13 protein-coding genes and 1 riboswitch are annotated in these 12,082 nt (G+C 44.8%); of the genes, 5 read left to right on the top strand and 8 right to left on the bottom strand.

Annotated elements, in window-relative coordinates; translation table 11 throughout:
• Positions 1-68: 68 nt before the first annotated feature.
• Entirely contained in the window at positions 69-236 is a 168-nt protein-coding gene (locus AC1WMD_RS03695; protein WP_043905829.1) for a hypothetical protein, read from the bottom strand.
• 14 nt (positions 237-250) lie between these two features.
• The gene (locus tag AC1WMD_RS03690; RefSeq protein ID WP_043906638.1) at positions 251-514 is read right to left on the bottom strand and encodes a YtzC family protein; all 264 of its coding nucleotides are present in this window, start codon (positions 512-514) and stop codon (positions 251-253) included.
• 158 nt (positions 515-672) lie between these two features.
• Here AC1WMD_RS03690 and mnmL point away from each other — a divergent pair, with 158 nt between their 5' ends.
• Complete coding sequence (mnmL, locus tag AC1WMD_RS03685; protein WP_043905830.1) at positions 673-1,635, top strand: tRNA modification radical SAM protein MnmL/YtqA; 963 nt, start codon at positions 673-675, stop codon at positions 1,633-1,635.
• The gene (gene mnmM / locus AC1WMD_RS03680; RefSeq protein WP_494255992.1) at positions 1,632-2,204 is read left to right on the top strand and encodes a tRNA 5-(aminomethyl)-2-thiouridylate-methyltransferase MnmM; all 573 of its coding nucleotides are present in this window, start codon (positions 1,632-1,634) and stop codon (positions 2,202-2,204) included. The genes mnmL and mnmM overlap by 4 nt, the downstream gene beginning before the upstream one ends.
• 13 nt (positions 2,205-2,217) lie before the next feature.
• Here mnmM and tbcS read toward each other — a convergent pair whose 3' ends face one another.
• The gene (tbcS, locus tag AC1WMD_RS03675) at positions 2,218-3,318 is read right to left on the bottom strand and encodes a tetraprenyl-beta-curcumene synthase (RefSeq protein WP_494255990.1); all 1,101 of its coding nucleotides are present in this window, start codon (positions 3,316-3,318) and stop codon (positions 2,218-2,220) included.
• Between the two features lie 32 nt (positions 3,319-3,350).
• Complete coding sequence (locus AC1WMD_RS03670; protein ID WP_043905833.1) at positions 3,351-4,142, bottom strand: alpha/beta hydrolase; 792 nt, start codon at positions 4,140-4,142, stop codon at positions 3,351-3,353.
• A gap of 82 nt (positions 4,143-4,224) precedes the next feature.
• Here AC1WMD_RS03670 and AC1WMD_RS03665 point away from each other — a divergent pair, with 82 nt between their 5' ends.
• Both AC1WMD_RS03665 and AC1WMD_RS03660 read left to right on the top strand, forming a co-directional pair.
• Entirely contained in the window at positions 4,225-4,743 is a 519-nt protein-coding gene (locus AC1WMD_RS03665) for a gamma carbonic anhydrase (protein WP_043905834.1), read from the top strand.
• A gap of 59 nt (positions 4,744-4,802) precedes the next feature.
• Positions 4,803-5,642 (top strand): C39 family peptidase, encoded by an 840-nt coding sequence (locus AC1WMD_RS03660; RefSeq protein ID WP_494255987.1) that lies wholly within the window; start codon positions 4,803-4,805, stop codon positions 5,640-5,642.
• On the opposite strand, the gene asnB is transcribed toward AC1WMD_RS03660, so the two are convergent.
• Positions 5,639-7,543: an asparagine synthase (glutamine-hydrolyzing) gene (gene asnB, locus AC1WMD_RS03655; RefSeq protein ID WP_043905836.1), complete on the bottom strand. Its 1,905-nt coding sequence runs from the start codon at positions 7,541-7,543 to the stop codon at positions 5,639-5,641. The two genes, AC1WMD_RS03660 and asnB, sit on opposite strands and share 4 nt — an antisense overlap.
• Before the next feature lie 163 nt (positions 7,544-7,706).
• Positions 7,707-8,921, bottom strand: a complete 1,215-nt coding sequence (gene metK, locus AC1WMD_RS03650; protein WP_043905837.1) for a methionine adenosyltransferase — start codon at positions 8,919-8,921, stop codon at positions 7,707-7,709.
• Between the two features lie 159 nt (positions 8,922-9,080).
• Positions 9,081-9,195, bottom strand: a riboswitch (SAM riboswitch).
• Positions 9,196-9,379: 184 nt separating this feature from the next.
• Between metK and pckA the strand changes: the two genes are divergently transcribed.
• Entirely contained in the window at positions 9,380-10,966 is a 1,587-nt protein-coding gene (gene pckA, locus AC1WMD_RS03645) for a phosphoenolpyruvate carboxykinase (ATP) (RefSeq protein ID WP_494255985.1), read from the top strand.
• Positions 10,967-10,996: 30 nt separating this feature from the next.
• Here pckA and AC1WMD_RS03640 read toward each other — a convergent pair whose 3' ends face one another.
• Positions 10,997-11,239, bottom strand: a complete 243-nt coding sequence (locus AC1WMD_RS03640) for a DUF2584 domain-containing protein (protein WP_043905839.1) — start codon at positions 11,237-11,239, stop codon at positions 10,997-10,999.
• 29 nt (positions 11,240-11,268) lie between these two features.
• Positions 11,269-12,057, bottom strand: a complete 789-nt coding sequence (locus AC1WMD_RS03635; RefSeq protein ID WP_043905840.1) for an alpha/beta hydrolase family protein — start codon at positions 12,055-12,057, stop codon at positions 11,269-11,271.
• Positions 12,058-12,082 lie beyond the last annotated feature (25 nt).

Raw genomic sequence — 12,082 nt, 5'->3', positions numbered from 1 at the left:
AAAATAATTGTATGGATTTTACAAAAAAAAGGCAATAAAAATGAGCTTGCCGACGATTCGACAAGCTTTTATTCTTCGACATGCTGCTTCGATTTTTGCGGCTGCCCGCCTGTTTGTTCATACGCTCTTTTTGCCTGCTTTACCGGATCAACATCTTTTCCTAGTTCGATATCATTATTGTTAATGCCATTTCTCGTTTTTTGTTCCGGATTGTTTTGTTTCGACCGTTTTTTCACGACATACACTCCCCTTAATGATCAAGTAAAATCATTTGATTTTGCAGCTGTTCAAGCTGCAGGCGCATCCGATGCAATTGTTCACGCTGCTGGTCGTTGCAGCTGCGCGCTAAATGCGCCAAATCGTTGACGGCGCTCTCTAGCATTTGTTGCGCCTCTGTATATTCCGTTATGTTATAATGCTCTTGCTTTTGTGCTTCCGTGTATTGCTCTTTCGCATAACGAATGACATCTTCGCAATGCTGCAAAAATTCTTCGACCGATTGCCGCGTTGCCATTTGTTTTCCCTCCAACCGTATAATCGTTTGTTTCATTTTTTAATGTGTGCATTTTATTTTCCACCTATCACGTTAATGATTGGTAATAGTCGATTTTTTCCGCCAATCGTGATACAATGCTGAAATGATATGACTTTACAAACAAGGAGGGAGCTGTGTTGGCACAGTTCAACCCATTTCCATATACAAACGACCATAAGCGTTACCATACGTGGAATTACCATCTGCGGCAGACGTTCGGGCATAAAGTGTTTAAAGTCGCGCTTGACGGCGGCTTTGACTGCCCGAACCGCGACGGGACGGTGGCGTATGGCGGCTGCACGTTTTGCAGTGCGGCAGGATCAGGAGATTTTGCCGGCAATCGTGCTGATGATTTGGTGACACAGTTTCATACCATTAAGGAAAAAATGCATCAAAAATGGAAAGACGGAAAATATTTGGCCTATTTTCAGGCATTTACGAACACGCACGCGCCGGTAGAAGTATTGCGGGAAAAATACGAAACCGTCTTAAACTTAGACGGGGTTGTCGGGTTGTCCATTGCCACGCGCCCGGACTGCCTTCCTGACGATGTTGTGGAATATTTGGCAGAGCTGAACGAGCGCACGTATTTATGGGTCGAGCTCGGTTTGCAGACGGTTCACGAGCGGACGGCCCTTTTGATTAACCGTGCTCATGATTTTCAATGTTTTGTCGACGGAGTCGAAAAACTGCGCAAGCACGGAATCCGCGTTTGTGCGCACATTATTAACGGGCTGCCGCTGGAAGATTACAACATGATGATGGAAACGGCGAAAACGGTGGCAAGCATGGATATACAAGGGATCAAAATCCATTTGCTTCATTTATTAAAAGGAACGCCGATGGTCAAACAATACGAAAAAGGGTTAGTGCAATTTCTATCCTTTGAAGAATACGTGAATCTTGTCTGCGACCAGTTGGAAGTATTGCCGCCGGAAATGGTCGTGCACCGCATCACCGGCGATGGTCCGATCGATCTCATGATCGGTCCGATGTGGAGCGTCAATAAATGGGAAGTGTTAAACGCCATTGACGCCGAACTCGAGCGCCGCGGCAGCTATCAAGGAAAGTATTATAAAAAAGAAGTGGTACGGCAATGAAATTGGTGAAAATTCTTCCGTTTACGCGGGTATTAATGGACATGGCGGTGAAGGAAGGCGACATCGCCGTCGATGCCACGGTCGGAAACGGACATGATACCCTTTATTTGGCAGAGCGCGTTGGGGAGAAAGGCCGCGTATTCGGTTTTGACATTCAGCAAGAAGCGATTGCGGCGGCATCCGCCCGTCTTCAAGAGCATCATTTGCTCGAGCGAGTGACGTTGTTTCAGGCAAGCCACGATCAATTGATCGAAAAAATCCCTGCTGTCTATCACGGACACATCGCCGGCGCGATGTTTAACCTCGGCTATCTCCCCGGCGGTGACAAACGGATTGTGACAAAACCGGAGTCAACGATCCGCGCCATTGAACAATTGCTGCAAATCATGAAAAAAGAAGGAATCATTGTCCTCGTCGTCTATCACGGCCATCCGGAAGGCGCCATCGAACGGGATGCGCTTCTTCATTATGTAAAAGCAATGGATCAAAGGCACGCTCACGTATTAAAATATGAATTCATTAATCAAAAAAACAATCCCCCGTTTATTATTGCCATCGAAAAACGGTAAAAAGGCTGTCCCTTTAGGAAAGAGACAGCCTTTTTTGTTTAGAAGACAATGCAAGCTTGTTTTGCCATAAGCGATATACTTTTCCGTTCCAGTAAAAAAACCAAGAAACCGCTCCGCCTGCACGGACAAGCTTTCTGGCAAGGCGGCGAAGCTCCCGCTGTTTTTTCACTTTTTTATCCGATAAATATAGACCGAGAAGGCCACGGTGAATAAGGCGGTGAAACTCCCCATGCGGCAACGCATTCACATGGCGGTCGGCTTCTTCAATAAAATGGCATAACCGTTCCAATAAAACGGACTGGCTTGGATAATAAAAACAGAAATTCAAATCTCCGCCTAACCGATCTTCTTCCTGGTCAATCAAATAATCAAGCAAAATATGTAGCCCTTGTATATACGGAAAATAACCGTCTCGTATTTGCTTGGCCATTTCCGCTTGAAATGTTTCGTTAAAGGCGTAAGCAACTAAACAAAAAATGCCTAGCGTAGAGCCGGAGCAGGCGGAAAACTCATACCATTCCATCGGTGGAAGCTGATCTTTATATTGTTTAAACCATTTTTCCAGGCGCGGCACGCGCTCCTCGACATGCACATGTTTATGCACTTGCAAATCGCAATAATATCCCGCCAACTCATGCAAAAACGGAACAATTTTATCATAATGCGTTACTTTCTTTAAAACACCTTGACATGTTCGTACAAGGTCATGTAAATAGCCACCGTCATCTTGCTCTTGACGATGCCGGTAATAATTTGCCACGTCGGCATCAATCGATAAAGCATCCGGCATCGACTCATGAAGAGCGCGGAAATCCAGCGGATCCAGCGACGTGCTTCGGTCACATAAATTATCCAAGTAATCGCTGATCGTTTGATACGCGACAATAAAGCGAATGCACTCTTCCATGTCCTTCCCGGCAAGGAGCGATAAAATGGCGCCGCCTTCGCAATGAAATGTTTTTGTTGCAATGCTGGCCAACGCTTGTCTGCGCAGCTCCGGGTCGGGAATGCGCTCCGCTTTTTGTCTCCAATAAGCCAATTCGCGGTGTACAACGGGAAAAACATCACGATATACTTTTTTCATCAATGTAATCGGATGCGTCGGTATTTTCAATAGGCTCACCTCAGATGCAGGAATGACATTGTTTAACGATATAGCTGGCATTGCGTATCTAAAAATGATTTAGCATAAAAGAAAACATCTTCCCGCTCCGGTTCATTAAAAATTTCATGGTATAGTTGATTCCATTCTTTATACATTTTTTCCGAAATGGATAAACGATCAAACCATTCTCTTACTGCCTTTTTATCGACAATTTTATCGTCGCCGCCCTGCATGAGCAGCAACGGAATATCCGGAAATTTTGCAATGCGGTGGAACGCCAATTCCATCGCCTTCACCAGTTCGCGATACCAGCGGACCGATACTTTCGTCACATACAGCTCATCCTGTTGATCGGTCTTATGCACTTCTTTATTTCTTGTTGCTAGTTCAACAGACAAACCAGAGTCAAATAAAAGGGAAGGAGCGATATAATTCAATACTCTAGAGAGCATATCAAGCCCCTTGGACGGATACGACACAAGCCCCAAGCAAGGAGAAGATAAAACAACTCCACGGATCGGGAGACGTTTTTCCTGCAAGGCGCGGATGACTACAAGCCCTCCCATGCTGTGGCCAAGCAAAAATATTGGCACATGAAATTGTTGTGCTTCTTTAACCCACTCTGCCACTTCATTAATATATTCGTCAAACGATTGAATGTGTCCACGTTTTCGCCGCGTTGTCCGTCCCAAGCCCGGCAAGTCTCCGGCGACGACATGGTAGCCGCTTTTGACCAGCTGCCCGATCAGCCATTGATACCGTCCGTGATGCTCGGCCGCTCCGTGGACAATGACAACCGCTCCTTTTCCATCGTTTGCCTCCCATTTCCACATGACCAAATCTCCTCCGTTTACGAATCGTGCCAATACTTGTACAATAATAATACCGAACCATTTTAGGAAAGGAAAGAAGCGTATGATTTACCCGTACAAAGGAAAAATTCCAAAGATAGCCAAATCTGCCTTTATTGCCGATTATGTCACCATCACCGGCGACGTGGTGATCGGGGAAGAAACAAGCATTTGGTTCAATACCGTCATTCGCGGTGATGTCGCCCCAACGATTATCGGCAATCGTGTCAATATTCAAGATAACTCAATTTTGCATCAAAGTCCAAACAATCCGCTTATCATTGAAGACGATGTCACCGTCGGCCATCAAGTTATTTTACATAGCGCCATCGTCCGCAAAAACGCACTAATCGGCATGGGCTCGATTATCCTTGATGGGGCGGAAATTGGCGAAGGGGCGTTTATCGGCGCCGGCAGCCTCGTGCCGCAAGGAAAAAAAATTCCGCCGCACACCCTTGCATTCGGCCGCCCCGCTAAAATCATTCGCGAACTGACCGATGAAGATGTCCGTGAGATGGAACGAATCCGTCGCGAATATGTAGAAAAGGGGCAATACTATAAGGCGCTGCAGCAAAAACAGTGATCATCGTTCCTTATTTTCAGTAATTTTAAAATCATTCCGATCCAATAAGGAGTAATGCTATGTCTGTCGTCTTGCTTCTTTTCATCATTGCTATCGCATTGTTTATGATATTTTCCCTAACAAAAGCATTATGGAAATCGGCAGTTGTTTCCCTTTTTATGCTTTGTCTTCTCATCGCACTGTTGCTCAACCAAAAAATAGAAACAACGATCGCGCGTTTAAAACAAACTTACTCAGCAGGAGAAACGCCAATAGGCAATGTTATTTCTCCTTCTGTTGAGAAGAAAATCAAACCTTCTGTGCTGCTTGATGTGCCGGCCATTCGCCAACTTCCAGAGTTACCGCGCGGCTGCGAAGTAACGAGCTTGGCAATGCTTCTTGAAGATGCCGGTGTACAAGCCGACAAACTGACGCTTGCTAAACAAATAAAAAAAGACCCAACTCCGTTTCAGCGAAAAAATGGCAAAGTGTATTTTGGCCATCCAAATGATGGCTTTGTCGGGGATATGTACTCTCTTACCACACCAGGCTTAGGTGTGTACCATAAGCCGATTAAACAGCTTGCTGAAATGTATCTGCCCGATAGAATCATTGACCTAACAGGAAGTGACTTTTCCGTGTTGCAGCAATATCTTTCGAAAGGAGTACCGATTTGGATTATTACCAACAGTACGTACAAAAAACTTCCTGAATCCGCCTTCCGTGAATGGGAAACGCCAAGAGGACCAATTAAAATTACATATTACGAGCATTCCGTCGTTATTACGGGATATGACCGAGATTATATTTATTTCAATGACCCGCTTACAGGCGAAAAAAATAAAAAAGCACCCAAGGCCGATTTTTTAGACGCCTGGGCGCAAATGGGAAGACAGGCAATCACCTATCAACCTGATTAGATGGATAGGGGCTGTCTGTCTTTTTCTTTTTTATATAGACGGGAAAAATCGTATTTTTTTTCGATATATACTTGGTGCCAAATCATAAAGACTAGCACAGTCCAGATTTTCCGGCTATGATCCGCTTTATTGGCGCAATGCTCCTCTAACAGGCGATATAGCACATCTTTATGGAACAAATGATCCGTTTCACTTTCTTTGATAACTGTTTTCGCCCAATCGTGCATTTCATTTTTCAGCCAATGGCGAATTGGCACAGGGAAACCAAGCTTCTTGCGGTGAAGGACATGGTCGGGAACAATGCCTTCTGCCGCTTTGCGTAAAATGTATTTTGTTGTATTATTAGCCGTTTTCATTTCTGGTGGAATTTTGGCCGCCACTTCAAAGACCGCTTTATCTAAAAACGGAACGCGTAATTCCAACGAATGGGCCATTGTCATTTTATCGGCTTTTAGCAAAATATCCCCGCGCAGCCATGTATGAATATCGATATATTGCATACGGTTGACAGGCGAATAATGAGTGGTTTCCTCATAAAACGGACGGGTAATGGTTGTATATTCCAGTCCGTGCTTGTATGCTTTTAGCAATCCCTCTTTTTCTTCTTCGCTATACATTTTCGCGTTTCCTATATAGCGTTCTTCCATCGGCGTTACCCCGCGCTCGATAAAGCTTTTCCCTTTTACCCCTTCTGGGAGAATGCGAGCAATGATGCGCAATGCCGATTTTACCCCGTCAGGCATCCGCTCAAAAATTTTTAGTGACTGTGGTTCACGATAAATGTTGTACCCTCCGAACAGCTCATCCGCTCCTTCTCCAGAAAGAACAACCGTTACATGCTTTCTTGCTTCGCGGGCGACGAAATAAAGCGGAACAGCCGCTGGATCGGCAAGCGGATCATCCAGATGCCAAACGATTTTCGGCAGCTCTTCCATATATTCTTCTGGCGGGATAACGTAGCTGATGTTTTCCACCCCTAATTTTTCAGCTGTTTCTTTCGCCACCTCAATTTCACTAAACCCTTCTCTTTCAAAACCGACCGAAAAAGTTTTAAAGTTCGGATGAAATTGTTTGGCAATCGAAGCAATGAGCGAAGAATCGATTCCACCGGATAAAAAAGAGCCAACCGGCACATCGCTGCGCATATGTACCCGCACGGAATCAAATAAAACATCGCGAATCTCTTTGACGAATTCATCTTCCGATTTCCATACTGGCTGAAACCATGCTTTCCAATAACGGTGTACCGTTAATTGTTCACCGACTTTCTTTTTGATGTAATGACCCGGCTCTAATTTTTTAATGCCAACGGAAATCGTCATTGGCTCAGGCACGTATTGAAATGTTAAATAGTGCTGAAGCGCGTCATAATCGAGAACATTATTTTCCATCGCATGCAAAATGCTTTTCTTTTCCGATGCAAAAAACGTCCGTCCTTCTTCTTCAAGATAGAAAAATGGTTTGATGCCAAATGGATCACGCGCGGCAAAAATCGTTTTTTCTTCTTTATCCCAAATGACAAACGCAAACATGCCACGGAGCTTCTCTACCGCTTTTTCCTTTTCATGACTATATAGCGCAATAATCACTTCCGTATCAGAGTATGTGGCAAATTCGTATCCCTTCGCACATAACTCTTCGCGCAGCTCAATATAGTTATAAATTTCTCCATTAAAAATAATCCAATATCGCTCATTTTCGTACGATAATGGTTGATGACCCCCTTCTAAGTCAATGATGCTCAACCGACGAAAGCCAAAATGGACATAGTCATCGAAAAAATACCCCTCGTCGTCTGGACCACGATGCGTGATCATATTATTCATTTCTTCAAACGTTTTCTTCCATTGCTCGTCTAGCATTTTTGGCTGATCATAAACACAACCAATAAACCCGCACATGTGTATTTCACCTACTTCTTTATATTCAGCATGCTTGATTATATCATAGATTTGAAGCAATAAAACTATAAAATTTTCCTTTTTTTTTTAAATAAAACGTTAACATATCGATTAAAAAAAGAGAGCTACAGTTGCTGTAACTCTCTTTTCCATATTCATTCATTTATTGTTGCTTCGCCAAGGAAAAAGCTTGCTCTTTCAATGCTTCTGCTTTATCTGTACGCTCCCACGGCAGGTCGATATCGGTACGTCCAAAATGGCCGTAAGCAGCTGTTTGTTTGTAAATCGGACGGCGCAAATCTAACATTTTAATAATGCCTGCCGGGCGTAGGTCGAAGTTGTTGCGCACGACTTCGATTAAAATGTCTTCCGATACTTTTCCTGTGCCAAATGTGTCAATGGAAATCGAGACCGGTCTTGCCACCCCGATCGCATAGGCGAGTTGCACTTCGCACTTATCGGCAAGTCCTGCCGCCACGATATTTTTCGCGACATAGCGGGCTGCATATGCTGCAGAACGGTCTACTTTTGTCGGATCTTTTCCAGAGAATGCGCCGCCACCGTGACGCGCGTAACCGCCGTACGTGTCTACAATAATTTTCCGTCCCGTTAAACCAGCGTCCCCTTGAGGTCCGCCGATGACAAAACGGCCTGTCGGGTTAATAAAGTATTTCGTATTTTCATCGATCAGTTCGGCTGGCACCACCGGCTTGATGACATGTTCTTTAATATCACGTTCAATTTGCTCTTGCGTAATTTCCGGATGATGCTGTGCGGATACGACAATCGTATCAACGCGAACCGGTTTGCCGTTTTCGTCATATTCTACCGTTACTTGTGTTTTACCATCTGGACGTAAATATGGCAAAATATCGTTTTTCCGAACTTCAGCTAAACGGCGTGCTAAACGATGCGCCAGCGAAATCGGAAGCGGCATTAATTCTTTCGTTTCATTGCAGGCAAATCCAAACATTAGCCCTTGGTCTCCAGCACCGATCGCTTCGATTTCCTCGTCAGTCATCTGACCTTCACGAGCTTCTAACGCCCGGTCGACCCCCATCGCGATATCTGGCGACTGTTCGTCAATCGATGTCAACACGGCGCATGTATCCGCGTCAAAACCGAATTTGGCGCGCGTATAGCCGATTTCGCGAACCGTATCGCGAACGATTCTTGGAATATCCACATATGTCGATGTCGTAATTTCTCCGCTTACGAGCACAAGCCCTGTTGTCACGCTCGTTTCGCAGGCAACGCGAGCGTTCGGATCTTTTTCCAAAATCGCATCTAAAATCGCATCGGAAATTTGGTCGCAAATTTTATCTGGATGACCTTCTGTTACAGACTCTGAAGTAAATAAACGTCTTTTTGCTGACATTCGTCATTTTCCTCCTCTTTCCGTAATCAAACATCAAAAAATGATGGTGCCGCAAACGGCGAGCGATACGGTACTCATTTCCCTTGTTCATTTTCTCATATAAAAAAACCTTTCCTGTAACGGTGAGGAAAGGTCATTGCAATCGTATTGCTCCTTTCACTCTTATCGTTCAAGGACATCGCCTTGCCACAGGTTAGCACCATTTCACATGTTTCCAGTTGTGACGGTTGCTGGGTTTCATCGGGCCTGTCCCTCCACCAACTCGGGATAAGAGTATCCGTTCAATGACTTATCATATCGTAATAAAGCCGAAAAAGTCAACAAAATGTGGCGAATTTTTTTTGAAAAAAACAGGAAAAATAAATAAAAGAAATCGTCACAAATAGTATGGACTAATAATAAAAATGTGTTATACTATTTAAAGAGGTTATTAAATATAAAAAGGCAGGTTTTGAACAATGGGGATCGCAAAAATGACCAATAAACTTTCTTTATTATTGCAAAAACCAAACGTATTTCATAATTTATCGGTAGCGCAGCTGGTGGAAAAAGTGTTGCAGCGAAAAGAAGGCCGGTTAACAGCTACTGGGGCAGTAGCGGTAACAACAGGCAAATATACAGGCCGCTCACCGAAAGATAAATACATTGTCGAAGAGGCGTCAACAAAAGCAAAAATTGATTGGGGAACAGTCAATCAGCCGATCTCGGAGGAAGTTTTCGAACGATTATATAATAAAGTACTCGATTATTTAATGGCCAAAGACGAAGTGTTTGTCTTTAAAGGCTTTGCCGGCGCTGACCCTAAATATCGTTTGCCGATTCAAGTCATTAACGAATTTGCTTGGCACAATTTATTTGCCCATCAATTATTTATTCGCCCAAGCGCAGAGGAATTACAAACACATGAAGCGCAATTTACGGTGATCTCCGCTCCAAATTTCAAAGCAGATCCTGCGGTGGACGGAACAAAATCAGAAACGTTTATTATCATTTCTTTTGAACGCCGCATCGTGCTAATCGGCGGAACGGAATATGCCGGCGAAATGAAAAAATCCATTTTCTCGGTGATGAACTATTTGCTTCCGGAGCAAGGGATTCTTTCGATGCATTGCTCCGCCAATGTCGGCAAAGAAGGAGACGTGGCATTATTTTTCGGACTGTCGGGAACGGGAAAAACGACGCTTTCCGCTGATCCAAACCGCCGCTTAATTGGTGATGACGAACACGGCTGGTCAAACCGCGGCATCTTTAATATCGAAGGCGGATGCTATGCGAAATGCATCAACCTATCTCGTGAAAAAGAACCGCAAATTTTTGACGCCATTGGGTTCGGAGCGGTGCTGGAAAACGTGGTGCTTGATGAACAGACAAGAATACCAGATTACGATGATGCAACATTAACGGAAAATACGCGCGCCGCTTACCCGATTCAGGCAATTGCCAACATCGTGGACCCAAGCATCGCTGGCCACCCATCGACGATTATTTTCCTAACTGCAGACGCGTTTGGCGTATTGCCGCCAATCAGCAAACTGACGCGTGAACAAGCAATGTACCATTTCTTAAGCGGCTATACGAGCAAGCTCGCCGGCACCGAACGGGGAATCACTTCTCCGCAGGCGACGTTCTCTACTTGCTTCGGCGCTCCATTTTTGCCGCTCCCGGCTGTGCGCTATGCAGAAATGCTCGGCAAAAAAATCGTTGAACATAACGTGCGGGTATTCCTTGTCAACACTGGTTGGACCGGCGGGGAGTACGGAGTTGGCAGCCGCATGAAGCTAGCTTACACACGCGCGATGGTGCAAGCAGCAGTCGAAGGAGAACTAGACAATGTCGAAACAGTGAAAGATCCTATTTTCGGCTTGGCCATTCCGCTTCATATTCCAGGAGTTCCAGATGAAGTGCTGCAGCCACAAAATACATGGGCTGATAAAAATGCATATGAACAAAAAGCAAAAGAACTGGCATCAAAATTCCGCGCAAACTTCCAAAAATTCAAGCATATCGCGCCGGAAATTGAAGCGCTTGGCGGTCCGCTTGTATAATCGAAAAGGAGGGAACGATTCCCTCCTTTTTTAATTCGTTGAATGCAAGGAGACAAGCTCATACGTGACAATCGTTCGATTATCGGCAAGTTCCAGTTTTTTTACCACCGCTTGACCACTCGCTTCGCTTTGCAGCGTTCTTCTAACCTCTAGCGGAATATCAAGAGGATAAAGGCGATATCCGTCTTTTTCTAAAATAAACAAATTATCTTTTACTCGCTTTTCTTTCCCTTTTGTGACAATCAGCGTTTGCAGCTCCAGCGGCATGCCCATTGCAACACACCCCTTTTCTTTTTATCGTATCATACATTCGGCTGTCTTTTCATCCATTCTGTCAACCGCCGGACGGTTTCACGATTTTCTTTTGGTGGAAAATAATGCGTAAAATGTGGAAAATACCATGTTGTCACTTGCTTATTTAATTCTTTCAGTCTTTTCTCAAGACGATACGCATGCTCAATCGAAACATTGCGGTCTTTTTCCCCATGAATGATTAAGACAGGAGCATGAATTTTCTCGATTTCGTATAATGGTGTCCGCCAGCGGTATCGCTCCGGATATTTTGCCGGCGTCCCACCGATGACCCGCTTCATCATTTTCCGCAAATCTTCCCGCTCCCAATAGGTAAGCGCTACATCGGAAACTCCGCCCCACACCGCAACAGAGCAAACGCCCGGCTCTAAAATCGCCGTATGCAGCGCCATCGCTCCCCCACGGGAAAAACCAAAAACATGAATCCGCTTTTCATTCACTTTTGGATGCTGCTGCAGCAGCCGAAACGCGGCAAGCGCATCATAGCGGTCTTCTCCGGCAAAATCCTCATTTCCTTCCCCTCCTTGGTTGCCGCGGTAAAACGGCGCCATCACAACAAATCCGTACGAGGCAAACTGAGTAATGCGCGCCAGGCGCACTTTCCCGACATTTTTAATACCGCCGCGCAAATATAAAAAACCGTCATACACTCCAGGCGCTTTCGGTATAGCCAAAAAGCCTTTCATTTTTAGCCCTTGGCATAAATACGTGACAAGAAATACATCAATGTGCGGATTGGGGGAAGGAAAGCGATATTGCTCGACAATATATCCATCCATGACCATTTCCTCCTTTTCATTAGGC

Source organism: Parageobacillus sp. NEAU-HV-2 (assembly GCF_059115485.1).
The sequence above is the reverse complement of the archived record's forward strand: the minus strand, read 5'-3'. Positions and strand labels throughout refer to the sequence as shown.

Bases quoted from the DNA above. Each gene is read 5' to 3' on its own strand.
- AC1WMD_RS03690 (WP_043906638.1), bottom strand. From the start codon at position 514: ATGGCAACGCGGCAATCGGTCGAAGAATTTTTGCAGCATTGCGAAGAT.
- mnmM (WP_494255992.1), top strand. From the start codon at position 1,632: ATGAAATTGGTGAAAATTCTTCCGTTTACGCGGGTATTAATGGACATG.
- AC1WMD_RS03670 (WP_043905833.1), bottom strand. From the start codon at position 4,142: ATGTGGAAATGGGAGGCAAACGATGGAAAAGGAGCGGTTGTCATTGTC.
- AC1WMD_RS03665 (WP_043905834.1), top strand. From the start codon at position 4,225: ATGATTTACCCGTACAAAGGAAAAATTCCAAAGATAGCCAAATCTGCC.
- AC1WMD_RS03660 (WP_494255987.1), top strand. From the start codon at position 4,803: ATGTCTGTCGTCTTGCTTCTTTTCATCATTGCTATCGCATTGTTTATG.
- asnB (WP_043905836.1), bottom strand. From the start codon at position 7,543: ATGTGCGGGTTTATTGGTTGTGTTTATGATCAGCCAAAAATGCTAGAC.
- metK (WP_043905837.1), bottom strand. From the start codon at position 8,921: ATGTCAGCAAAAAGACGTTTATTTACTTCAGAGTCTGTAACAGAAGGT.
- pckA (WP_494255985.1), top strand. From the start codon at position 9,380: ATGGGGATCGCAAAAATGACCAATAAACTTTCTTTATTATTGCAAAAA.
- AC1WMD_RS03640 (WP_043905839.1), bottom strand. From the start codon at position 11,239: ATGGGCATGCCGCTGGAGCTGCAAACGCTGATTGTCACAAAAGGGAAA.
- AC1WMD_RS03635 (WP_043905840.1), bottom strand. From the start codon at position 12,057: ATGGATGGATATATTGTCGAGCAATATCGCTTTCCTTCCCCCAATCCG.